Genomic DNA, 23,038 nt, shown 5'->3' on the forward strand with positions numbered 1-23,038 from the left:
CGGCTGCCAAACCTTCGGATACGCGTCGGCCGTAATCGGCGTCGGCCTGCGTGAAGTGATCGATCATGCGTTCTTGGATGTCTGATTTGCATTGGGACAAAGCGTCGACGAGGTTGGCGATCAATTCGTCGCGTTCCCAATCTTCGAACGAACGGTACGTGTCGCCGGCCTGACCGAAATTGTTCGGACGGTCGATCGGAGCGCGGACCAGTTTGGCATGGTATTCCGGTTCATGGTCTTTGCCCGGTTTCGGCGCTTCCTGCAATCCGCCCATCGAAGACGGTTCGTAGTTCACGTGCGGGTTCTGGCCCGGAGCGCGGTCGACTTTGTATTGCATCTGTCCGCCGCTCTGATTGGTCGCGACATGGGTCTTCGGCGCATTGATCGGGAGCTGCAAGTAGTTGGCTCCGACCCGATGGCGTTGGGTATCGGAATAAGAGAAGGTGCGGCCTTGCAGCATTTTGTCGTCGGAGAAATCCAGACCGTCCACCAGGACCCCTGTGCCGAACGCCGCTTGTTCCACTTCCGTGAAATAGTCTTCCGGATTGCGGTTCAGCGTCATCTTGCCGACCGGGAGGAACGGGAACTGCTCCGGCGGCCACAGCTTCGTATCGTCGAGCGGATCGAAATCGAGTTCCGCATGCTCATGGTCTTCCATGATTTGCACGCACAGTTCCCATTCCGGGTAATCGCCGCGTTCGATCGCTTCGTACAGATCCAACGTGGCGTGATTGAAGTTGGTGGATTGCACTTCGTTGGCTTCTTTTTGAGTCAGGTTCTTGATGCCCTGCTTGAGCGGTTCCCAATGGTATTTGACCAGCACGGCTTCGCCTTCGGTATTGACCCATTTATACGTATTGACGCCCGAGCCCTGCATCTGCCGATAGTTGGCGGGAATTCCCCACGGCGAGAAGAGGAACGTGATCATATGCGTCGCTTCCGGGCTGAGCGAGACGAAATCGAAGAAACGCTCCATGCTCTGCACGTTGGTAATCGGGTCCGGCTTAAAAGCGTGTACCATATCCGGGAACTTCAGAGGATCGCGGATAAAGAAGACCTTAAGGTTATTGCCGACCAAGTCCCAGTTGCCGTCTTCCGTATAGAATTTCGTCGCGAAGCCGCGAGGGTCGCGCAGCGTTTCCGGCGAATGACCGCCGTGAATTACGCTGGAGAAACGGACGAATACCGGCGTTTCTTTGCCTTCTTCCTGAAACAGCTTGGCGCGCGTGTATTTGGATACCGGTTCGTCGCCGGCTTTGCCGTATGCGGTGAACACGCCGTGCGCGCCCGCGCCGCGAGCATGCACCACGCGTTCCGGGATGCGTTCGCGGTCAAAGTGGGTAATTTTCTCCAAGAACTGATAATTCTCCAACGTCGTGGGTCCGCGATTGCCTACGGTACGTACATTCTGGTTGTCGCGAACAGGATGGCCTTGACGGGTCGTCAAAGTCATGTTTTCTTCCGGTTCGCTGCCTGTTTTCGGTTTTTGTTCGTCGGTCACGTGAAGTCCCCTTTCCATTGCTCGGATAATGGAGTACACTTGCTGACTTGGATGAATTTGGGCATACGCAATTTTTTACCCGACGGAGCGATCCTTAAAACGCGTAAGGGACCGCCTTCATGCAACCTTCATCCAACCGATTCCGACTAAACTGAAATATAAAAAAAGAGCTTCGCTGAAAAGCGAAGCTCGACTTGTTAATCCGGCAAATTCGGGTCCTGCGTCGACGATCCGGACGCGCTCGGCGGATCGGCCGGCGTCGGTGCGGGAACGGGAGACGGCGCAGGCTGCGGCGCTCCCGAAGGACTGAGCGGATGCACGGTAAACTCTTCTTGCGGCATGCGAATCCAGCGCTGGAGGTAGCCCTGCTGCAGCAGCTCTTTGATCAGAATCAGAAGGATCGGCGCCAAGATCAATCCGGCGATGCCGAACAGCGAAGTCGAGATCAAGACGAACGACAGCATCAGATAGGCCGAAGAAATGCCGATCGAGTTGCCGGCGATCTTCGGTTCGAGCAGCTGTCGGCTCAGCATGACGACGGCGAGCAGCACGATCAACCCGATCGCCAAGCTCGTATTGCCGATCACGAACAGATAGATGATCCACGGGATGAAGATGGCGGGTACGCCCAGCAGCGGCAGGATATCGAACAGCGCCGAGACGATCGCGATCGCGAAAGCATTGTCCACGCGAAGGATCAGCAGCCCGGCGAAGATCAAAGCGAACGAGATCAGTACGAGAATCGCCTGAGCTTTCAGATAAGACCCGATCGAACGGAATACATGGTTTCTCAAAAAAGCGAAAGCCAGTTTGAGCGTGTTCGGCGTTTTGTCGCTGGCGACCTTTTTCCACCAAACGATCTCCGAACTGAGGAAAAAGGCCAAGATGATCGAAATCGTAAAGTTCACCACGAAGCTGGAGAACGACGTCAGGAAAGACAGCACGTGCGTAAACGCGTATTTCAACCAGACGGTGAGCTGATCGGTGAACACGGCGAAATATTCGTTGGCTTTCTCGACCGTGCCGGCCGGCAGCGCGTTCAATTCGTTATGTAGAAATTTCGTCAGATTGGCGAACTGCTGTTGGACGATCATGGCGTATTCCGGCAGATTGTCCGTCAATCTCGCGATCTGCGAGACGAAGATCAGCCCGGCTCCGAACAGCGCGCCGAGAATGACCAGCACGAAGACCAGTACGGAGATCGCGGCGGCGAGCGGCTTGGGCAGTTTGCGTCGATGCAGGAAACGCGCGAACGGTTCGATGATCAGATAGACGACCAACGAGAGGAAAACCGGGGCGGCGATGCCGTACAGCCAACTGAACGCCAGCATGACCAGATAAACGGTCAAGACGATCAGCGCGATGTCGAACGCCGTGCGCCAGTACTTTCGGTATAACGAGATCATGGATACGCTCCTTCGGGAGAATGTCGGACTTCGGAAGACCGCACTTTTGCATTGATTCGATTCATTCCTATGATAAAATAAAGTGATGACGGCGAGCAATAGAAGTTCCAAACTCTTGCTCGGACTTCAATATAGAGAAACGGAGAGCGGAAATGGAAACGACCTTGCTGATATGGCTATTTTACTTATCCTCTTTCTATGCGTTCATCCCGGGGTTGATCAGCCGAATTTTCGGATTCCGGGCTTTCCGCAAGGGGAAAAGCGAGACGGAGTTTGCTCTCACGTTCGACGACGGACCGGACCCGCGCTATACCGCGCAGCTGCTTGATCTGCTCCGACGTTACGAAGCGAAAGCGACCTTTTTTGTCGTGGGTTCCCATGCCGTGCAGCATCCCGAACTGCTTAAACGGATGCAGGCCGAAGGGCATGCGATCGGAATCCACAATTACGTGCACCGGGCGAACTGGTTGATGTGGCCGGGTTCGGTTCGCAAACAGGTAAACCGCACCAACGAAGTGATCGAGAACGTGACCGGCCAGAGGGCCGTTTATTATCGTCCGCCGTGGGGCATCGTCAATTTGTTCGATCTGGTGGGACGGCACGAGCTGAAGCTGGTGCTTTGGTCGGGCATTTTCGGCGACTGGCGCCAACGTCTCGGCGAAGACCGGCTGCTCAAACGGATGCGGCGGAAAATGCGCGGCGGCGAGGTGCTGGTACTGCACGACTGCGGGGCCACGCTCGGCGCGAACGACAAAGCGCCGGAGAACATGCTGCGCGCGCTGGAACGTTTTTTGACGGAAGCTTACGATAAGGGGCTGAGCAGCGTGACGATCGAGAAGCTGATGGATTCTACGCAGAAAGCAAGCAAAGCGCAGCAGAAATCGTCGGGCCGCAAGCTGTCTCCGGCGAAACGTCTTCTGGTGCAGGGTTGGCTGCTGTACGAAAAAGCGTTCAAATTCGCGTTTCGGCTTCAAGAAGCGCATGACGCGCCGTTTTATCATTTCCGTAAGGTCAAATATTCCGGGCAGCCTTTGCAGCTCGAAAACGGCGAACGGTTGACCAAAGGCGATCCCGTGCTCGAGCTGCATTTCGACAACAAAATGCTGTTCGAGATGAGCAGCCGCTCGCGGTCCGCGATGCAGACGGCGATCTTGATGGTCCGCGAGACGGAGAGAAGCCTGCCCAAGATCGCGGAATACGTGCGTCAAGATCCGAGCCTGCGCGCCGCCAAAGGATTGTACGGCGTCAGCATGATCAATCGGGGGCCGCAGCAGTTCGGATTTCAAGTGCTCGATCTGCCGGAAGGCCTGTTCGCGCGCATGACCCGGTTCTATTTGAAAGTGCTGCTCAGCGTGCTGCATCCTTCCGGTACGGCAAGGCTCGGCGAACAAACGGAGATGCTGGTGCCCAAAGTGATGTTCATGCCGATGGACGTGCTGTTGAACCGCGACTTCAAAGACCATAAACGCGATAACCGCCGGCGCAAGACCGCGGGCGAAGCTTCGGCGTCGAAGTCGCAGACATCGACGGCCTCGGAGAATTCGTCCGCGTCGTCCGATCTGCCGGTAACGGAAAACGAAGCCGCCGGCGCGGTCACTTGATCGATGCCGAATCCGATTCGAAGCGCCGAAAACGAAACGCGTCCGCGCGAACAGCAAGGGACGGCCGAGCGCCGTCCCTTTTTTCGTGCGCTTGGTCGCTGCCTGCCGGAAAGCAAAAAAACAAGCCCGGAGATTTCGATCTCCGGGCTTGTTGCCGTATACGGAGCATGCGCGGCGTATAAGACGAATCAGATTTTCATGATGCCGCCCATGCTGGCGTTGGTGACCAGCTTGGAGTAGCGGGCGAGGTAACCGGTTTTGACTTTCGGTTCGAAGCCTTTCCAGTTCGCGCGGCGAGCTGCGAATTCTTCGTCGCTGATCTCCAATTGGATGGTGCGTTCGTTCAAGTCGAGTTCGATCATGTCGCCGTCTTCGACGAACGCGATCGGTCCGCCTTCGGCGGCTTCCGGCGAGATGTGGCCGATGCTGATGCCGCGGGACGCGCCCGAGAAGCGGCCGTCGGTGATCAAGCCGACTTTGGCGCCGAGACCCATGCCGACGATCTGAGAAGTCGGAGCGAGCATTTCCGGCATGCCGGGTCCGCCTTTCGGTCCTTCGTAACGGATGACCACGACGTGGCCTTCTTGGATCTTGCCTTTGGCGATGCCTTCCAGCGCTTCTTCTTGGGAGTCGAAGCAGATGGCCGGACCTCTGTGGTAGCCGCCGACCGAAGGATCGACCGCGCCGACCTTGATGATCGCGCCTTCCGGAGCCAAGTTGCCGAAGAGAACGGCCAGACCGCCGCGTTCGGAATGCGGGTTGTCGATCTTATGGATGACTTCGGTATTCTGGATTTCTTGACCTTCGACGTTCTCGCGGATCGTTTTGCCCGTTACCGTGATCCGGTCGGCGTGCAGCGCGCCCGGTTTCTTGAGCAGCTCGTTCAGCACGGCGCTGACGCCGCCCGCGTTATGCACGTCTTCGATATGCCAGTCGGACGCCGGAGCCAGCTTCGCGAGGTGAGGCACGCGGTTGGCGACTTCGTTGATGCGTTCGATCGGATATTCGATGCCCGCTTCTTGAGCCAGAGCGAGGGTATGCAGAACCGTATTGGTCGAACCGCCCATCGCCATGTCCAGCGCGAACGCGTTGTCGATCGCTTCGACGGTCACGATATCGCGCGGCTTCAGATCGAGCTTGATCAGTTCCATCAGCTGCGTCGCGGACTGGCGAACGAAGTCGCGGCGTTCCGGAGCGACCGCGAGGATGGTGCCGTTGCCCGGCATCGCGAGACCCAGCGCTTCGGCCAGGCAGTTCATCGAGTTGGCGGTGAACATGCCGGAACACGAACCGCAGGTCGGACAACCGAATTGTTCGAGTTCGAGCAGCGTCTGATCGTCGATCTTGCCGACTTGGTGCGCGCCTACGCCTTCGAAGACGGAAGTCAGGGAGATGGAGCGGCCGTTCTTGTCTTTGCCGGCTTTCATCGGTCCGCCGCTGACGAACACGGTCGGGATATTGACGCGGAGCGCGCCCATGAGCATGCCCGGCGTGATCTTGTCGCAGTTCGGGATGCAGACCATGCCGTCGAACCAGTGCGCGGAAACGACCGTTTCCAGCGAGTCGGCGATGATCTCGCGGCTCGGCAGGGAATAACGCATGCCGATGTGGCCCATCGCGATGCCGTCGTCGACGCCGATGGTGTTGAATTCGAACGGCACGCCGCCGGCTTCGCGGATCGCTTCTTTGACGATCTTGCCGAATTCCTGCAAGTGAACATGGCCGGGAACGATATCGATGTAAGAGTTGCAGACCGCGATGAACGGTTTGCCGAAATCTTCTTCTTTGACTCCGGCTGCGCGCAGCAAGCTGCGGTGCGGTGCGCGGTCGAATCCTTTTTTGATCATATCGGAACGCATTTTCTTCGGTGCCACCATGATGACTCTTCCCCCTAGGACAGATGATTTAAAAGTTTTGCTTTAGCGCGGTTAACGAGCAAAGCAAGGATTTGAACAAAAATAAAGAGTGGAACTAAATTTCTAAACAGTCTAACACAAGCCGTTACTTTTTTCTAGGGCGTGTACGCAAACTTCGAACGAAGCAGATTTAGACGAATTCTTGTTCTCGACAAGGAAGGGTTCCGAAAGCGTGCCGGGGCACGTCGAGGGGCACTGACGTCGTGGAGGGCGAAAAGGCGGCTAAAGATGCACGTCGTTAAGTTTGCGTACGCGGCCTAGCATAGTCGCAAAAACACAAGCAAGCACCTTAACGATAAGGGTGAGCGCACGAAAAAACGCGCCTAAGCGAAGAAGTCGAATACGCTTGAAAAGTCGTTTCGGCTCCTTCGCTTGGCGCGCGCGATAGAAAAGAATGCAGATTGAGGAAACGGTACGGCAGCCGGATTACTTCTGGCCGCCTTTACGTCCGATTTCCCGATAGAAATCTTTGTCGTGGGAATTGGAAGTCGCTTCTCCGCCTTTGCGTCCGATCTCTTGGTAGAACTCTCGGCTGTGCGACTTGGCCGTCGCTTTGCCGCCCTTGCGTCCGATCTCTTGGTAAAACTCCCGACTGTGTTTTTTCGCCGTAGCTTCGCCGCCCATACGACCGGCTTCTTCGCGACTCATCTTCTTGTTGCCCGACTGACTGTTTGCCATCTCAATCACTCCTCAGTAGTTGTTATTGCCGCGTGCACCATCTATTTACCACCGCCATTTTCCGATGAAACGCCGAGCAAGCTCAAAAAAACCCTGCTTTGATAGGTTTTCTTTCCAAATCCTTGCAGCGGCGCGGGTTGAGGTTTTTTTTGTTTTGCGTAAATTTTTGCCGATCAAGCTTCCTTTGCAGGCCGATCCGGCCCGAACGCAGGCTTCGCGAGCGCAGCCGTTATCCGGAATGCTTTGCCGGGCGAAGAACGTTTCTTTATAATGAGACGGGGAAAGTTATCTTGGAGGAGGAAGTTGTTATGTTGACAGGAACGAGATCGCCGATCCGTCCGTTCGAGGGCGGAAGGCGAAGAGGGCGCGGAGGCGGCGAAAAAAAACCGCGCCGCACGGGCCGTCTGATCCTGCTGATCGTGTCGGCGATTTTGCTCGTGCTGCTGGCGGCTGCCGTGTATTACGTCAGCACCCCTTATAAACCGTCCGCCGAAGCGGAAGCGGCCATGAAAAGCGATCAGAGCGTTGCCGTCTCGCAGACGGACGATTGGATCGAATTCGAGCCGCTCGCGGCTTCGGGAGCGGCGAACGCGGCGAAGCAGCCGGGCGTGATCTTCTATCCGGGAGGCCGGGTGAAACCGGAGGCTTACGCGGTCTTCGCTCGCGACTTGGCCGAGACGGGCCGTCACGTATTCGTGATCAAGATGCCGTTCAATTTCGCGTTCTTGGGTCAAAACGAAGCGGAAAACGTGTATAAAAAGTATCCGGACGAATCATTCGTGCTCGGCGGCCATTCGCTCGGCGGACCGTTCGCGGCGCGCTTCGCCGCTGCTCATCCCGATCAGGTCGCGGGGATCTTCTTCTTGGCTTCCTACGCGGAGAGCAAAGGCGATCTGAGCCGAGCGAAGATTCCCGCGCTGTCGATCACCGCTTCGAACGATAAGGTCTTGAACAAAGACAGCTACGAAAAAGGCCGGGCGTATCTGCCGAAAGACGCGCGATACGAAGTCATCGAAGGCGGCAACCACGGCCAATTCGGCAGTTACGGCCAGCAGGGCAAAGACGGCAAAGCGACTTTGTCGGGCGCCGAGCAGCGCAAGCAGACGGTATCGTTGATCTCGGCGTGGCTGGATGCTTTCCCGGCAGCTTCCGGGAAATGAAGCGTTCGGTTCGAAATCCGGTCATGATCGAAAAAGGAGGCGGAGCGCCATGCCGGGCCTGATATTCGAAGGCCGCACTTATGCTTGCGAAGCGATCGTGTTCGACAAAGACGGCACTTTGTTCGATTTTCTGGAGCTGTGGGGCGGCTGGGCCGACGAGCTGCTTCGGCGAATCGAAGCCGAGCTGTCGAATATCGGCGCAAGCTGGACCCCGGGGGTCGAGCTTGCGCTGGGCGTTAAGCTCGGGGTCGACGGAAGCATCGTCGACTACGACCGCGCCGGGCCGCTGGCGCTGGCGACCGTCGAAGAGATGACGGGCGCTCTCGCCTGGCAGCTCTATGCGGCCAGGCTGCCCTGGCACGAGAGCGTGGACGCGGTGCGCCGCTCGGCGCGCGCCGCGGAGGAGCGGTTGAACGGCGGGCGGCGGATCAGGCCGCTGCCGGGTCTGGCGCGCCTGCTGGAAGAGGCGCGCGGCGCAGGCGTCAAGCTTGCGGTGGCGACGTCGGACTCGACGGCGTCCGCCGAGAAGCATCTGCGCTCGGCCGGGCTGGACGGCCTGTTCGCGGCCGTGTGCGGGCGCGATCTCGTGCGCGAAGGCAAGCCCGCGCCGGATCTTGCGCTGGAAGCCTGCCGCCGGCTGGGCGTCCTGCCGGCGCGAACGATCGTGATCGGCGACGGCGGCGCCGATCTGGAGATGGCCCGGCGAGCGGGAGCCGCGCTCGCGATCGGCATCGCGGCGGGCGGCGGACCGCGCGGGCATCTGGAGTCCGCCGACTTCGTGATCGGCGGATACGAAGAGCTGCAAGTCGGCGCCGGTTCGTAACTTCGACGCGTCGGGATTACGAACGACGCAGGCGGCGAAGCCGGCCGGAACGTCCCGGCGGCTCTGCCGGTTGAACAAGCCTGTTAAGCGAAGGAGGAGCAAACATGGCGAAAGATCAAGCGGAAGTGTTGGCGGAGTGGATCGAAGAAGCCCGCCGTATCGTGTTTTTCGGCGGCGCGGGAACGTCGACGGAAAGCGGAATTCCCGATTTTCGCTCGGCCGGAGGGCTGTACGAAAGCGGGCAGGACGAGTTTCCTTATCCGCCCGAAGAGATGTTGAGCCGGGACTTTTTCTATCGAAAACCCGAGACGTTCTATCGGTTCTACCGCCGGAAGATGCTGTACCCCGATGCGCGGCCCAATCCGATGCATCTGCTGTTGGCGGAGCTCGAAGAACGCGGCAAGCTGAACGCCGTCATTACGCAGAACATCGACGGCCTGCATCAGAAAGCGGGCAGCCGCCGCGTGCTCGAAGTGCACGGTTCGGTGCTGCGGAATACCTGCACCGATTGCGGAGCCCGGTACGGACCGGAGATCGTAAGCGGCAGCGAAGGCATTCCGCGCTGCCCCGTCTGCGGGGGAGCGATCAAGCCCGACGTCGTCTTGTACGGCGAGATGCTGGATTCGTCCGTACTGGAAGCGTCGGTGCGCGCGATCGAAGAAGCCGATTTGATGTTGGTCGGCGGCACGTCGCTCACCGTACAGCCGGCCGCCAGCCTGGTCGGCATGTTCGAAGGCGGACGTCTGGCGCTGCTCAACCGTACGCCGACGCCTTACGACAGTCATGCCGATCTGCTGATCACCGAACCGATGGGCGCCGTCGCCGATCGGGTTCGCCGTCTGCTGGGTCCGAGTTGAGGCGTTCTTCCGCCCGCATCCGCGGCAGAAGGATCAAAAAAACATGTAATCGTTTTCTTGCCAATCGGCAACCCCGGCGCTAAGATGGAAGCAAGCTTGAAACGAAAGGATGGAGACAGCGATGGAATACAAGGCAAGCGAAGAACGCTACGACCGGATGAAATACAACCGCAGCGGCCGCTCGGGACTGAAACTTCCGGCGGTGTCGCTCGGACTTTGGCATAATTTCGGCGGCGTCGACGCCTACGAAAACGGTCGAAGCATCGTGCGCCGCGCTTTCGATCTCGGCATTACGCATTTCGACTTGGCGAACAACTACGGTCCGCCGCCCGGTTCGGCCGAAGAAATGTTCGGGCGGATGCTGGCGACCGACCTCAAGGCTTACCGCGACGAGCTGATCGTCTCGACCAAAGCCGGCTATTATATGTGGCCCGGCCCTTACGGCGAATGGGGTTCGCGCAAATACCTCGTTTCGAGCCTCGATCAGAGCCTTAAGCGTCTGGGGCTGGATTACGTGGATATCTTTTATCACCATCGTCCGGACCCGGACACGCCGCTCGAAGAAACGATGGCGGCGCTCGACCATATCGTGCGTTCGGGCAAAGCGCTGTACATAGGCGTGTCCAACTATTCGGCGGAACAGACCCGCGAAGCGATCGCCATCCTCAAAGATCTCGGCACGCCGCTGACGATTCATCAGCCGAGCTATTCGATGATGAACCGCTGGATCGAACACGGCCTTCAGGACGTGCTGGACGAAAGCGGCGTCGGCAGCATCGCGTTCAGCCCGCTGGCTCAAGGCCTGCTGACGAACAAGTATCTGAACGGCATTCCGGAAGATTCCCGGGCGGCCAGCAATTCTCCGTTCTTGAACCAGAATCAGATCACGCCGGAAGCGATGCGCAAAGTGCGGGCGCTGAACCAGATGGCCGTTGCCCGCGGGCAAAGCTTGGCGCAGTTCGCGCTCGCTTGGGTCCTGCGCCGCGAACGCGTGACTTCCGTGCTGATCGGCGCAAGCCGCGTCTCGCAGATCGAAGAGAACATCGATACGCTGAATCAGTTGGAGTTCTCCGGCGAAGAGTTGGAACGGATCGAGAAAATCCTGAAGACCGAGAGCGAACAGTAAGGCGCAACGCGCTCGGTCGGAATGCGTTTCCGACAGACGCGGCCCTGCGCCGGTTCGAGACCGTCCTCCCGCTTCGAGCGGCAATCGTCAGAGATCGCGACGTACGCGGACGCCGTTCCGTCGATATGCAAGATTGATCGATAAGCTGTGTAAGCAAAAAGCCTTCGGAAACCTGTGCGTGCAGGAACCGAAGGCTTTTTGTGATGCGGTGCGATTTCTATGCGGCGGATTCGTTCGACGTTGGATCGTGTTCGACGTTGGAACCGATCGCTTGAACGTGAAGCGGGCAAGCCGACGTTTGGAAGCCGCGTTTGCGGTTTAGTTAGAGAAGGGCGATTCTTTCGCTCCGTTTGCCGGCTTCGAACCGAATCCTAACGGCCCAGCACCGATTCCCGATAAGCGGTGGGGGACTGTCCGTGCAGCCGTTGGAACTGGCGCGAGAAATACAGCGGATCGGTCAAGCCGACCGAAGACGCGATCTGTTGAACGGACAGGTCCGGCCGTTCGCGCAGCAGGCCTCGCGCTTTGTCGATACGCAGCCGAAGCAGATAGGTGACGGGCGCGACGCCGGTCTTCTGTTTGAACACGCGCGAGAGATAGGCCCGGTTATATCCGAGACTCTGACACATGTCTTCGATCGAAACGGGATGCGCGTATTGATCGGTCATGTAGCGGATCATCTGTTTGACCGCGAGGCTTCCGGCGGTGTCGGCGGCGGGCACGGCGTCTTCTCCGCGAACGACGTCTTCCGCCGCGGCCAGAATCAGGTAGAGGTAACCGAGCGACGAGAAATGCGCGCCGGCGCGGCGCAAGCGGAACGCGTTCAGCGTATCTTGCAGCATTCGCGGGATATCCGATTCCGCCGACGGGCGAAACACCGGATGCGTCGGCGTCAATCCCGCCGCGTCGACGACTTTTTCGGCGGCCGGACCGGCAAACGCGACCCAGCGGTAGCGCCACGGTCGATGCGTATCGGAAGCGTAACTGACCAGCCGCCCCGGACGGATCAGAAACGCGTCGCCCGCTTCCAGCTCGTACGGTTGGCCTTCGTGCGTAAACGTGCCTCGTCCTTCTTCGACGACGTGCAGCAGGAAATAATCGTAGATTTTCGGTCCGATCCGGTGTTCGGGCAGCGTTTGGCTTTCGCCGGCGAACAATACATAGAGCATGCCTTTGCTGTCGTACGCCGGATTGGGAGCGACGGAATACGAGAATTCGGGTTGAGTTCGGTTCATGGTCATTCTCCTTTTTTACAGTATATATCAGGGAAAAGGGAAAGTCACATGAATCCATGCAGTCCGCACATCGGTGCATTATCAAGAAGCGCGCAATCTCTTATACTGAGAGCACGGACAAACAAAACAACCCTGAGGTGATCCCGGAATGAAAGCTCAGCAAATCAAGCAAATGTTTATGCGGAAATTCGGCGAATCGTCTGTCGAACCGCGCGTGTTCCATGCGCCGGGCCGCGTGAATCTGATCGGCGAACATATCGACTATAACGGCGGATACGTGCTTCCGGCCGCTCTGGAATTCGGTACGACGCTGGTGATTCGCGAACGCGAAGACGGCGTGATCCGCTTGTCTTCGACCAACCTGCCGGAAGAAGCGGAGATCAAAGTCGGCGAGATCGGCTTGAACAAAACCGGAGAATGGACGGATTACCCGGTCGGCGTCATGGTGGAGCTTGCGGAACGCGGTTTCCCGGTATCCAAAGGCTTCGACCTGTTCTACCACGGCGAGATTCCGAACGGGGCGGGCTTGTCCTCCTCGGCGTCGATCGAAGTCGTGACGGGTTACGGCCTGCTGTCGATGGGCGGCTACGACCGCGACCCGGTAGAAATCGCGCTGCTCTCGCAGGCTGCCGAGAACAACTTCGTAGGCGTCAACTGCGGCATCATGGACCAGTTCGCGGTCGCCAACGGCAAGCGGGACCATGCGATCCTGCTGATGTGCGACACGCTGGAATACAAACACGTGCCTTTCCGAACAGGCAGCTACAAACTGGTCATCGGCAATACGAACAAGCGCCGGGGGCTGGTCGATTCCAAATACAACGAGCGCCGCGAACAGTGCGCGGCCGCGCTGGAGCGGTTGAAAAGCTGCAAGCCGGACCTGAGCTACTTGGCCGAGGTGACGCCTTCGCAGTTCGAAGATTTCAAGTCGGCATTGACCGACGAGACGGTCCTTAATCGGGCGCGGCACGTTATCGAAGAGAACGCGCGCGTGCTGGCTTCGGTCGAAGCGCTGACGAACAACGATCTGCAAGAATTCGGCCGGCTGATGAACCTGTCCCACGACTCGCTGCGCGATCTCTACGAAGTGAGCTGCGAAGAGTTGGATATCATGGTCGAAGAAGCGCGCAAGATCCCGGGTACGCTCGGCGCGCGCATGACCGGAGCGGGCTTCGGCGGCTGCACGGTATCGCTGGTGCACGAAGACGAGGTCGACGCTTTCGTGAAGCAGGTCGGCGAGAACTATCAAGCGCGCACCGGACTGACGGGCGAGTTCTACGTCTGCGGCGTGGGCGAAGGCGTGGAAGAACTTCCGAACAGCTGAATTCGAGACGGCGAGGACGGGCAATTTTCGCAAAACGCAGGATTCGACGAGTCAAGATACGAAATCTTAACAGGCGACAGACCGCGTGAAGCCGTCGAAACGGCTCGAAGCGGCGGTCGTCCCAATCCGAGGAGGAACTGACAATGGCGATTTTGGTTACCGGAGGCGCCGGTTACATCGGCTCCCATACTGTAGCGGCACTGCTGGAACGAGGCGAAGAAGTCGTGGTGATCGACAACTTGCAGACCGGGCACAAAGAAGCGCTGCTGGGCGGCAAGCTGTACGAAGGCGATCTGCGCGACAAAGAACTGCTCAAGAAACTTTTTGCGGAAAATCAGATCGAAGGCGTTATCCACTTCGCGGCGAACTCGCTGGTCGGCGAAAGCATGCAGAACCCGGGCAAATACTACGACAATAACATGTACGGCACGCTCTGCCTGCTCGAAGCGATGAACGAAGCGGGCGTGCGCAAGATCGTCTTCTCGTCGACGGCCGCCACTTACGGCGAACCGGAGAAGACGCCGATCGAAGAAACGGACCGTACGGAGCCGACCAACGTCTACGGCGAAACGAAGCTGATGATGGAACGCATGATCCGCTGGTACGATCGCGTGCTGAACGTGCGCTACGTGGCGCTGAGATACTTCAACGCGGCCGGCGCGCACGACAGCGGCAAGATCGGCGAAGACCACCGTCCGGAGACGCACCTGATCCCGATCGTGCTGCAAACGGCGCTCGGACAGCGTTCGCACATCTCCGTGTTCGGCGACGATTACCCGACGGCCGACGGCACCTGCATCCGCGACTATCTGCATGTCAGCGATCTGGCCGACGCGCATCTGCGGGCGATCGACTACCTGAAGAACGGCGGCGAGAGCGACGTGTTCAATCTCGGCAGCGGCAGCGGCTTCTCGGTGCAGGAGATCATCGAGACGGCGCGCAAAGTGACGGGCAAAGAAATCCCGGTCAAGACGGAACCGCGCCGCGCCGGCGATCCGGCGGTACTGATCGCTTCTTCGCAAAAAGCGCGCAGCGTGCTCGGCTGGACGCCGGCGCGCGAGAACATCGAGACGATTATCGGCAGCGCTTGGAACTGGCATCAATCCCGTCCGGGCGGCTATAACGACTAAACGCGAATCCATACAAGCACGACGATAACCAATAACGGGGGCAGCGTCCATGAGCGAACAATCGAAACAAGCATCGAAACAGGAAATGACGGGGGAACAAGAAACGCGGTCCGGCGAGGTGACGCGCGGCGAAGCGCTGCGCGCCGTCGATCGGCTGACGGCGTTCGCGCTGCGCGAGCGGCTGCTCGAAGAGTCGGACGGCGATTTCGGACGCAACCGCCTGCTGGAGCAGTTCGGATTCGACGAGCCGTACGCGGCCGGCGACGCGCTTGAGGAAGAACTGCCGGCCGGGCCGCAGCCGATGCTCGATACGCTGATCGACTACGCGGCGCAGACCGGCATGATTCCGGAAAATACCGATACCCAGCGCGACCTGCTCGACGCGAAGCTGATGGGGCTGCTGCTTGCCCGTCCGTCGGAAGTCGTGCGCGAATTCCGCGAGAACGAGGAGCAAGGCGGCATCTCGGCGGCGACCGATCGCTTCTATAAATGGTGCATCGATTCGAACTACATTCGTATGGACCGCATCTCCAAGAACGTGTTCTGGCTGCACGAATCCGAATTCGGCCCGATCGAGATCACGATCAATCTGTCCAAGCCGGAGAAGACGCCGGAAGAGATCGCGCAGGCTCGCCTGCTGCCGCCTCCGGTCTATCCGAAATGCCAGCTCTGCCGCGAGAACGTCGGTTACGCGGGCCGGATCAACCATCCGGCGCGTCAGAACCTGCGCGTCATTCCGCTGGAGCTGAACGACGAGCCGTGGTTGTTCCAGTACTCGCCGTACGTCTATTACAACGAACACTGCATCGTGCTGCATCGCGAGCATGTGCCGATGAAGCTGACGAAGGACACCCTTCGCCGCCTGCTTCAGTTCACGGACCGTTTCCCGCATTATTTCCTCGGTTCGAACGCCGATCTGCCGATCGTGGGCGGATCGATCCTGACGCACGACCATTTCCAAGGCGGCAAGCACACGTTCGCGATCGAACGCGCCGTGACCGAAGCGGTGTTCGCGAACGGCAAATACCCGTCGGTGCGTCTGGAGATCGTGCGTTGGCCGATGTCCGTCATCCGGTTGTCGGGCAGCGATCAAGCCGAAATGCTGGAAGCGGCGGACGAGATCTACGAGACGTGGAAAACGTACAGCGACCCGAGCGCGAACGTTTTGGCATCCAGCGACAAAAACGGCGAAAGCGTGCGTCATAACACGGTGACCCCGATCGTCCGCCGCCGGGGCGGCGCTTACGAGCTGGATCTCGTGCTGCGCAACAACCGCACCGACGCGGAACATCCGGAAGGCATCTTCCACCCTCACCGCGAGATGCACCATATCAAGCGGGAAAATATCGGATTGATCGAAGTCATGGGTCTGGCGATTCTTCCGGGCCGTCTCAAAGACGAGCTGGAACAGATCGCGCGGATTCTCGGCGGCGATTCGGAGCTGCTCGCCACCGTCGAAAGCGACGCCTCGCATCCGCTCGCGCAGCATCTGCCGTGGACCCGCGAACTGATCGCGGAGCACGGAAGTTCGCTGGACGCCGAAGCCGCGCAGGAGCTGCTTCGCCGCGAAGTCGGCGCCAAGTTCACGGAGATTCTCGGCCATGCCGGCGTATACAAGACCGACGCGGCGGGCCGCGAAGCGTTCTTCCGTTTCGTCGGCAGCCTCGGATGGAGCCGCAGCGACGCCGAATAACGCCTCGGCCGCGAAACGGTCAGCTTAACTTAGAAGGTGCCGTGTCCGCGACGGGCGGACGCGGCACTTTTTCGGCCGTTTGCCAAGCCGGGTATCCTCAGGGACGCGCGGCTTTTTTGTTTTCTGCGAATTCCGGTATATAATAAATACGAAGTGACCAAAAGGAAGGGGTTAACCTATACTCATGAAATCTTTTACTTTCTATAATCCGACGCGTCTGATCTTCGGCAAAGGCCAATTGGAGCAGCTTAACACGCTGGTCCCGCAATACGGCAAAAACGTTCTGCTGGTCTACGGCGGAGGCAGCATCAAACGCTCGGGCCTTTACGATAGCGTGACCGAACTCTTGAAAGGCATCGGAGCGAACGTGACGGAACTGGCCGGCGTCGAACCGAACCCGCGTCTGTCCACGGTGCATAAAGGCGTAGACCTTTGCCGCAGCGAAAACGTCGACCTGATCCTCGCCGTAGGCGGGGGCAGCGTGATCGACTGCGCCAAAGCGATCGCGGTCGGCGCCAAATACGACGGCGACATGTGGGACTTCGCGGAGCGCAAAGCGGTCGCCAAAGACGGCCTGCCGCTCGGCGTGGTGCTGACGATGGCCGCGACCGGTTCGGAAATGAACAGCGGTTCGGTCATCACCAACGAGCAGACGATGGAGAAACTCGGTTGGGGAAGCGCGTATTCGTTCCCGGCGTTCTCGATTCTCGATCCGGAATTCACGTATTCGCTCCCGAAAGATCAGACGGTCTACGGCATGGTCGATATGATGTCGCACGTGCTGGAGACGTACTTCCATCTGGAAGGCAATACGCCGGTTCAAGACGGCTTCTGCGAGTCCGTGCTGCGCGCGGTGATCGAAGCGGGTCCGAAACTGGTCGACGACCTCGAGAATTTCGAACTGCGCGAAACGGTCATGTACAGCGGCACGATGGCGCTGAACGGCGTGCTGAGCATGGGCAGCACCGGCGACTGGGCGACGCACAATATCGAGCACGCCGTATCGGCCGTCTACGATATTCCGCACGGCGGCGGTCTGGCGATCTTGTTCCCGAACTGGATGAAGCACAGCCTCAAAGTCGATCCGGAACGCTTCAAGAAATTGGCGGTCAACGTCTTCGGCATCGACGCTTCGGGCAAGAGCGCCGAAGAAGTCGGCCTCGAAGGCATCGAAGCGCTGCGCGCGTTCTGGAACTCGATCGGCGCGCCGAGCACGCTGGCCGATTACGAGATCGACGGAAGCCGCATCGACGAGATGGCGGACAAAGCGATGAAGTTCGGACCGTTCGGCAATTTCAACAAACTTCAGCGCGAAGACGTCGTGGCGATCTACCAAGCTTCGCTGTAAGCCGTTTTCGACAGCATACTTTCAAGCCGCGTTTACGCGGTCGTCCGGCCCGGGTTCCGTACCCGGGCTTTTTTTGCGCCGCCCGCGGGCGGCTTTTTTATTTTCCGAACGAAATGCTCTCTGGGTGCGTTCAGAAAATAGGAGGAGGGATAACGGATGAAAAAAACGAGAATGGCTGCCCGTTTACTGATTGCCTTTTGTTTAGCGTTTTCCGCGGCTGCTTGTTCTTCGTCGGAAAAAGCGGACGGCCTGAGTCGCGCGCGAAAAGAAATTCGCGAATCGTATCCGGAGGTCCAAGTGCCTCGAATCGAAGGCTTGGAGCTGCGGCTCGCTTATCGGGAAAAGGCATTTTCGCCGGAACGTGGATTGGGCGGGAACGCGGAAAGCGGGGAAGGGGTCGCAAAGGATAATTTCGTATTCGTTTATACGGATCAAAAAGGACGGCCGGAAGATCTCGATCCACGTCTGGACGGACCGCTTAACGGCGAGCAGCTGCTTTACGGACCGTATGAAGGCGATGACGTCATGACGTTGACGATCAGCGATCTGCCCGCCAAGGTTCGGGGAGCCGAAGAACTCGATATCGAAGGCGCCGCTGTTCAGAAAGCAGACTTGGAAGTCGGCAGCCTATATGCGGTAGCGAGATCGTCCGGCGTTACGTATACGATGGAGACAAACTCTGCTTCGGGCCGCGAGGAAGAGGAATGGCTCGGAATACTGGCGAAAATCTCGAAAGGCGAGAAAAATTGAACGAATTCGGATAAAAACGAAACGGAAACGCTTTTCGCCCGTATGTAACAATATACCCATTCAGGAAACTTTGTCCGGTCTGCGGGTTCGGAGACATAAAGCGTACTGCGATTTTGTGTGAGGTGTGTGTAAGTTGTCGATCGCGGACGGGCAAAGACTTGAAAAGGAAACTCCAAAAAGAAGGAGGGGCAAGATCATGGAAACCATCTATCTGGGTTGCCTTGTGGGCGGCGTCTTGTTTACGCTGATCAGCGTTCTGTTCGGGGATTGGATCGGCGACGCGCTCGGCGGCGCGTTCGACGCGGTGTCGTTCGAGTTCCTGCAGCCGATCGTGCTTGCCGGCATGGTCACCGTTTTCGGCGGCGCCGGCATTCTGATCGAGCGTTATGCCGGACTGCCGCCCGCTTGGAGCCTCGCGGCTTCGGTATTGTGCGCGCTCGCTTCGGGCCTGCTGCTGTACTTCGGTTACGTCAAACCGATCCGCGGCAGCGAAAATTCGGTCGGCTATTCGATGAAAGACCTGACCGGGCGAATCGGCGAAGTGACCGTGCCGGTCCCGCAAAAAGGGTTCGGCGAAGTGTTGGTGCAGATGGGCGGCTCGGGCAACACGCTGCATACGGCATTCAGCTTCGACGGAGACGGGATTCCGGCCGGCGTAAGAGTGGTGGTCGTCGATGTCGAAGACGGGACGTTGGGCGTTTGCGAACTCGAAAAAACGGAAAAGGGGTTGAAGTAATATGGGCATTTTCGATCAGGTTCCGGATTACGTATTGATTCCGGGTATCGTCGTGGCCGTGCTGCTCGTACTGGGTCTGGCATTCTGGGCCCGCTACAAGACGGTCAGCACCGACGAGGCGATGGTGGTGACCGGTTCGTTCCTCGGCAGCAAAAATATCGCCGACGACGAAGCCGGACGCAAGATCAAGATCGTTCGCGGCGGGGGCGCTTTTATCCTGCCGGTGTTCCAGAAAGCCGAATACTTATCCTTGCTGTCGCACAAGCTCGACGTGACGACGCCGGAAGTCTACACCGAACAAGGCGTTCCCGTGCTGGCGGACGGGGTCGCGATCATCAAGATCGGCAGCTCCACCGAAGACGTGGCCACGGCCGCCGAGCAGTTCATGGGCAAGCCGATCGAAGCGTTGAAGTCGGAAGCGCAGGAAGTGCTCGAAGGCCATCTGCGTTCCATCCTCGGTTCGATGACCGTCGAAGAGATGTATCGCAACCGCGACCGGTTCGCGCAGGAAGTGCAGAGCGTCGCGGCCCGCGACCTCAAGAAAATGGGTCTTCAGATCGTCTCCTTCACGATCAAAGACGTAAGAGACAAACACGGCTATCTGGAGTCTCTCGGTAAGCCTCGGATCGCGGCCGTGAAGCGGGACGCGGAGATCGCCGAAGCGGAAGCGATCCGGGATGCCCGGATTCAGAAAGCCCGCGCGGAAGAAGAAGGACAGAAAGCCGAGCTGATCCGGGATACGAATATCGCGGAAGGCCAGAAAGAGAAAGAGCTCAAGATCGCGGCGTTCAAACGCGAGCAGGATACGGCCAAAGCCGACGCCGACCAAGCTTATATGATTCAGGAAGCGCGTGCGAAGCAGACGGCCGTCGAAGAGCAGATGAAGGTCGAATTGGTCCGCAAAGAGCGCGAGATCGATCTTCAAGAGAAAGAGATTCAGGTTCGTCAGAAGCAGTACGATGCCGAAGTGAAGAAAAAAGCCGACGCGGATCGTTATTCGGTCGAGCAGGCCGCCGAAGCGGACAAAGCTCGCCGGATGCGCGAAGCCGACGCTCATCAATATTCGATCGAAACGCAGGCCAAAGCGTCCGCGGAACAGAAGCGTCTTGACGGTCTGGCGATCGCCGACGCCGAGCGCGCCAAAGGTACGGCGGAAGCCGAAGTCATCCGTCTGCGCGGTCTTGCGGAAGCCGAAGCCAAAGAGAAATTGGCCGAAGCGTTCAAGAGCTACGGCGAAGCGGCCATTCTCGACATCATCGTCAACATGCTGCCGGAACTCGCCGGCAAGATCGCGGAACCGATCGCGTCCGTCGACAAAATCACGGTCGTCGATACGGGCCGCGGCGAAGGCGGAGGCGCCTCGCGCGTCAGCGGCTACGTGACCGAGCTGATGGCGACCGCGCCGGAGATGCTTAAAAGCGTCTCGGGGCTGGATCTGGAACAGATGATCCATAACCTGACCGGCGGCAAAAAAGCGCCGAGCGACGCTCAGATCGAAGCGAATCTTCAAGCGGAGCGATCTTCCAGAAGCGCGACCGCGGTGATGCCGGAACGCCCGGCGGCGGCACCGAACGATCGAACGGACAGCTGATCGCAAGACGCGAACCGCAGCGGCGGAAAACCGGCGGTTTGCATCGTTTTCGAATAAGTATGCATAAGGGACCGAAACCCGCGTTTTCTTAGGAAAACTGCGGGTTGACGGTCCTTTTTTTGATGGGCTAGAATTAGGGGGTTGCGTGCGCTTCGGTACCCGATCGGAGGCTTGCCTGTCAGGGTGGCCGCAGCGAAATGCCGGAAAAGGACGGGAAGAATCCATGAAAAGAAAAACGGTAACCAAAACGATTACCGACGTCGCGTTCATCGCGCTCGGCGCCTTCATCTTCGCGCTGGCGGTCAACCTGTTCGTCATTCCGAACGACTTCGGCGAAGGCGGCGTCACGGGCGTCACCATCATTCTCTATTACTGGTTAGGCTGGTCTCCGGGCCTCGTCAACTTGATCATCAACGGGTTCTTGTTGGTGATCGGTTATCGTTTTCTGGACAAGAAGACGATTATTTATACAATTCTGGCGGTTGCGTTCAACTCGCTGTTCCTGCATCTGACGGAGAGTTGGGAGATCGCTTCCACGGAAAAAACGGTAAACGCGATCTTCGCGGGCATTTTTGCGGGCGTAGGGATCGGCATGATCGTGCGCGTAGGCGGAACGACGGCCGGAACGGTAATCTTGGCGCGGCTGGCGAACAAATATCTGGATTGGAATATCAGCTACGGCCTTCTGTTCTTCGACGTGATCGTCGCGGTAGCTTCGCTGATGGTCATCGAAGTGCAGAACTTCATGTTCACGATCGTGCTGCTCTACGTCGGAACGAAAGTGATGGACTTCATTATCGAAGGCCTGAATCCGAAAAAGGCGGTCATGATCATCTCCAAACATCAGCATACGATCGCCGAACAGGTGAACCGGGTCATGGACCGGGGCGTTACCGTGCTGTCGGGTCACGGTTTTTATACCAAAGACCCCAAAGAAGTGCTCTATATCGTGATCAGCAAGCAGGAAGTGTCGCAGCTCAAGAAGATCGTCAAAGAAGCCGACAAAGACGCGTTCGTGACGATTCACGACGTGCGCGACGTATTCGGCGAGGGGTTTGTCGACATTTCGAAATGATCTTCGAACATTGAATATGAAGCGTTTTTTTGCTAATCTATTCTAGATAAACAACTGTATGCGAAGAGGAGCGGGAACAAGCGGATGCTGGTGTCCAAAGTATTGAACAACAATGTCATTATTGCGGACGATCCGCATTATGGCGAAGTGGTCGTCATCGGCAAAGGCATCGGCTTCGGGCGCGGCGAGCGCGATCCGATCGATTCCGAAGCGGCCGAAAAAATGTTTATTTTGCGCAGCCGGCGCGAACAGGAACAGTACAAACAGCTGCTTCCGCAGGTGGACGAGAAGCTGATCGAGGTCATGAACGAAGCGATCCAGACCATCGGCAATCGAATCGCCTCGCCGCTTAACGAGCATATTCACGTCGCGTTGACCGACCATATCGCGTTCGCGCTCAAACGGATGGAGAAAGGCATTACCTTCCAGAATCCGTTTCTGTACGAAACCAAAGAGATCTATCCCGAAGAATACGAATTGGCGGAGTACGTGGTCAATCTGATCGAGGATCGGCTGGGCACGTCTCTGGGCCCCGACGAGGTCGGATTCGTCGCTTTGCATATCCACAGCGCGATTACCAACCGGCCGATCGGCGAAGTCAGAGGCCATTCGGAGCTGATTGCCGATCTGGTGGATCTGATCGCGCAGAACCTCGAAGGCGGATTAGACCGGACGACTTTGGATTATTCTCGTCTGCTGACGCATCTGCGGTTCGCGATCGAGCGGATCTGCCGCGGCGAAGAAGTGCGGGCCACGGACCGTTTGGCGGAACTGCTCGCGCGGGAATACCCCGAGATGTATTCGCTGGCCTGGAAGCTGATGAAGGTGATGGAGAAGCGTCTGGGACTGCCCGTGTACAAGGCCGAAGCCAGCTATTTGACGGTGCATCTTCAGCGTTTGGCGGACAAAGACGCCGTTTGATTTTTTGTTCGTGAAAGGGCTTGCCAGTTCGAAAAAGCTATGCTATGATGACCGACGTAAGCAATTTAAGACGATCTTTGTAACGATGTGTCACTGATACGATCAGGCATGAATCGCTGCGGAGAATAAAACGCATACTCGCAAAGGCCAAGCTGCACCCGGGGGCC

18 protein-coding genes and 1 pseudogene are annotated in these 23,038 nt (G+C 58.2%); 14 read left to right on the forward strand and 5 right to left on the reverse strand.

What is annotated here, in order from left to right; genetic code table 11:
- Window positions 1-3 precede the first annotated feature (3 nt).
- Window positions 4-1,453, reverse strand: a pseudogene (locus CDO73_RS14280) (catalase); the annotation flags it as partial.
- Between the two features lie 245 nt (window positions 1,454-1,698).
- Entirely contained in the window at window positions 1,699-2,907 is a 1,209-nt protein-coding gene (locus CDO73_RS14285) for an AI-2E family transporter (protein WP_088489200.1), read from the reverse strand.
- A 152-nt stretch (window positions 2,908-3,059) separates the two neighbouring features.
- Between CDO73_RS14285 and CDO73_RS14290 the strand changes: the two genes are divergently transcribed.
- Complete coding sequence (locus tag CDO73_RS14290; protein WP_088489201.1) at window positions 3,060-4,508, forward strand: polysaccharide deacetylase family protein; 1,449 nt, start codon at window positions 3,060-3,062, stop codon at window positions 4,506-4,508.
- Between the two features lie 188 nt (window positions 4,509-4,696).
- On the opposite strand, the gene ilvD is transcribed toward CDO73_RS14290, so the two are convergent.
- Both ilvD and CDO73_RS14305 read right to left on the reverse strand, forming a co-directional pair.
- Window positions 4,697-6,385: a dihydroxy-acid dehydratase gene (ilvD, locus tag CDO73_RS14300; RefSeq protein ID WP_088489203.1), complete on the reverse strand. Its 1,689-nt coding sequence runs from the start codon at window positions 6,383-6,385 to the stop codon at window positions 4,697-4,699.
- Window positions 6,386-6,850: 465 nt separating this feature from the next.
- Window positions 6,851-7,102 (reverse strand): KGG domain-containing protein, encoded by a 252-nt coding sequence (locus CDO73_RS14305; protein ID WP_088489204.1) that lies wholly within the window; start codon window positions 7,100-7,102, stop codon window positions 6,851-6,853.
- A gap of 308 nt (window positions 7,103-7,410) precedes the next feature.
- Between CDO73_RS14305 and CDO73_RS14310 the strand changes: the two genes are divergently transcribed.
- The 4 genes from CDO73_RS14310 (at window position 7,411) to mgrA (ending at window position 11,068) form a co-directional block, all read left to right on the forward strand.
- Window positions 7,411-8,262, forward strand: a complete 852-nt coding sequence (locus tag CDO73_RS14310; RefSeq protein WP_088489205.1) for an alpha/beta fold hydrolase — start codon at window positions 7,411-7,413, stop codon at window positions 8,260-8,262.
- A 49-nt stretch (window positions 8,263-8,311) separates the two neighbouring features.
- Entirely contained in the window at window positions 8,312-9,085 is a 774-nt protein-coding gene (locus CDO73_RS14315) for an HAD family hydrolase (RefSeq protein WP_179218709.1), read from the forward strand.
- Window positions 9,086-9,189: 104 nt separating this feature from the next.
- Entirely contained in the window at window positions 9,190-9,942 is a 753-nt protein-coding gene (locus CDO73_RS14320) for an NAD-dependent protein deacylase (RefSeq protein WP_088489207.1), read from the forward strand.
- A 121-nt stretch (window positions 9,943-10,063) separates the two neighbouring features.
- Window positions 10,064-11,068, forward strand: a complete 1,005-nt coding sequence (gene mgrA, locus CDO73_RS14325) for an L-glyceraldehyde 3-phosphate reductase (protein WP_088489208.1) — start codon at window positions 10,064-10,066, stop codon at window positions 11,066-11,068.
- Between the two features lie 371 nt (window positions 11,069-11,439).
- On the opposite strand, the gene CDO73_RS14330 is transcribed toward mgrA, so the two are convergent.
- The gene (locus CDO73_RS14330) at window positions 11,440-12,303 is read right to left on the reverse strand and encodes an AraC family transcriptional regulator (RefSeq protein ID WP_088489209.1); all 864 of its coding nucleotides are present in this window, start codon (window positions 12,301-12,303) and stop codon (window positions 11,440-11,442) included.
- Between the two features lie 148 nt (window positions 12,304-12,451).
- On the opposite strand from CDO73_RS14330, the gene CDO73_RS14335 reads away from it, so the two are divergent.
- The 9 genes from CDO73_RS14335 (at window position 12,452) to glcT (ending at window position 22,871) form a co-directional block, all read left to right on the forward strand.
- The gene (locus CDO73_RS14335) at window positions 12,452-13,627 is read left to right on the forward strand and encodes a galactokinase (protein WP_088489210.1); all 1,176 of its coding nucleotides are present in this window, start codon (window positions 12,452-12,454) and stop codon (window positions 13,625-13,627) included.
- A 143-nt stretch (window positions 13,628-13,770) separates the two neighbouring features.
- Entirely contained in the window at window positions 13,771-14,757 is a 987-nt protein-coding gene (gene galE, locus CDO73_RS14340; protein ID WP_088489211.1) for a UDP-glucose 4-epimerase GalE, read from the forward strand.
- A 49-nt stretch (window positions 14,758-14,806) separates the two neighbouring features.
- Window positions 14,807-16,450 (forward strand): UDP-glucose--hexose-1-phosphate uridylyltransferase, encoded by a 1,644-nt coding sequence (locus tag CDO73_RS14345; RefSeq protein WP_088489212.1) that lies wholly within the window; start codon window positions 14,807-14,809, stop codon window positions 16,448-16,450.
- 184 nt (window positions 16,451-16,634) lie between these two features.
- On the forward strand, window positions 16,635-17,798 hold the full coding sequence (locus tag CDO73_RS14350) for an iron-containing alcohol dehydrogenase (RefSeq protein WP_088489213.1): 1,164 nt from the start codon (window positions 16,635-16,637) through the stop codon (window positions 17,796-17,798).
- A gap of 297 nt (window positions 17,799-18,095) precedes the next feature.
- Entirely contained in the window at window positions 18,096-18,548 is a 453-nt protein-coding gene (locus CDO73_RS14355) for a hypothetical protein (protein WP_143536134.1), read from the forward strand.
- Between the two features lie 196 nt (window positions 18,549-18,744).
- Entirely contained in the window at window positions 18,745-19,284 is a 540-nt protein-coding gene (locus CDO73_RS14360; RefSeq protein WP_088489215.1) for an NfeD family membrane protein, read from the forward strand.
- Between the two features lies 1 nt (window position 19,285).
- Window positions 19,286-20,875 (forward strand): flotillin lipid rafts scaffold protein FloT, encoded by a 1,590-nt coding sequence (locus CDO73_RS14365; RefSeq protein WP_088489216.1) that lies wholly within the window; start codon window positions 19,286-19,288, stop codon window positions 20,873-20,875.
- 223 nt (window positions 20,876-21,098) lie between these two features.
- On the forward strand, window positions 21,099-21,950 hold the full coding sequence (locus CDO73_RS14370) for a YitT family protein (RefSeq protein ID WP_088489217.1): 852 nt from the start codon (window positions 21,099-21,101) through the stop codon (window positions 21,948-21,950).
- Window positions 21,951-22,034: 84 nt separating this feature from the next.
- Window positions 22,035-22,871, forward strand: a complete 837-nt coding sequence (gene glcT, locus CDO73_RS14375; protein WP_088489218.1) for a glucose PTS transporter transcription antiterminator GlcT — start codon at window positions 22,035-22,037, stop codon at window positions 22,869-22,871.
- The last annotated feature ends 167 nt before the right edge of the window (window positions 22,872-23,038 follow it).

Source organism: Saccharibacillus sp. O23, from assembly GCF_002205895.1.
Taxonomy (GTDB): Bacteria; Bacillota; Bacilli; order Paenibacillales; family Paenibacillaceae; genus Saccharibacillus.

Bases quoted from the DNA above. Each gene is read 5' to 3' on its own strand.
- CDO73_RS14345 (WP_088489212.1), top strand. From the start codon at position 14,807: ATGAGCGAACAATCGAAACAAGCATCGAAACAGGAAATGACGGGGGAA.
- CDO73_RS14315 (WP_179218709.1), top strand. From the start codon at position 8,312: ATGCCGGGCCTGATATTCGAAGGCCGCACTTATGCTTGCGAAGCGATC.
- CDO73_RS14370 (WP_088489217.1), top strand. From the start codon at position 21,099: ATGAAAAGAAAAACGGTAACCAAAACGATTACCGACGTCGCGTTCATC.
- CDO73_RS14360 (WP_088489215.1), top strand. From the start codon at position 18,745: ATGGAAACCATCTATCTGGGTTGCCTTGTGGGCGGCGTCTTGTTTACG.
- ilvD (WP_088489203.1), bottom strand. From the start codon at position 6,385: ATGGTGGCACCGAAGAAAATGCGTTCCGATATGATCAAAAAAGGATTC.
- CDO73_RS14320 (WP_088489207.1), top strand. From the start codon at position 9,190: ATGGCGAAAGATCAAGCGGAAGTGTTGGCGGAGTGGATCGAAGAAGCC.
- CDO73_RS14310 (WP_088489205.1), top strand. From the start codon at position 7,411: ATGTTGACAGGAACGAGATCGCCGATCCGTCCGTTCGAGGGCGGAAGG.
- CDO73_RS14365 (WP_088489216.1), top strand. From the start codon at position 19,286: ATGGGCATTTTCGATCAGGTTCCGGATTACGTATTGATTCCGGGTATC.
- CDO73_RS14335 (WP_088489210.1), top strand. From the start codon at position 12,452: ATGAAAGCTCAGCAAATCAAGCAAATGTTTATGCGGAAATTCGGCGAA.
- CDO73_RS14305 (WP_088489204.1), bottom strand. From the start codon at position 7,102: ATGGCAAACAGTCAGTCGGGCAACAAGAAGATGAGTCGCGAAGAAGCC.
- CDO73_RS14330 (WP_088489209.1), bottom strand. From the start codon at position 12,303: ATGAACCGAACTCAACCCGAATTCTCGTATTCCGTCGCTCCCAATCCG.
- CDO73_RS14290 (WP_088489201.1), top strand. From the start codon at position 3,060: ATGGAAACGACCTTGCTGATATGGCTATTTTACTTATCCTCTTTCTAT.
- CDO73_RS14285 (WP_088489200.1), bottom strand. From the start codon at position 2,907: ATGATCTCGTTATACCGAAAGTACTGGCGCACGGCGTTCGACATCGCG.
- glcT (WP_088489218.1), top strand. From the start codon at position 22,035: ATGCTGGTGTCCAAAGTATTGAACAACAATGTCATTATTGCGGACGAT.
- mgrA (WP_088489208.1), top strand. From the start codon at position 10,064: ATGGAATACAAGGCAAGCGAAGAACGCTACGACCGGATGAAATACAAC.
- CDO73_RS14350 (WP_088489213.1), top strand. From the start codon at position 16,635: ATGAAATCTTTTACTTTCTATAATCCGACGCGTCTGATCTTCGGCAAA.
- galE (WP_088489211.1), top strand. From the start codon at position 13,771: ATGGCGATTTTGGTTACCGGAGGCGCCGGTTACATCGGCTCCCATACT.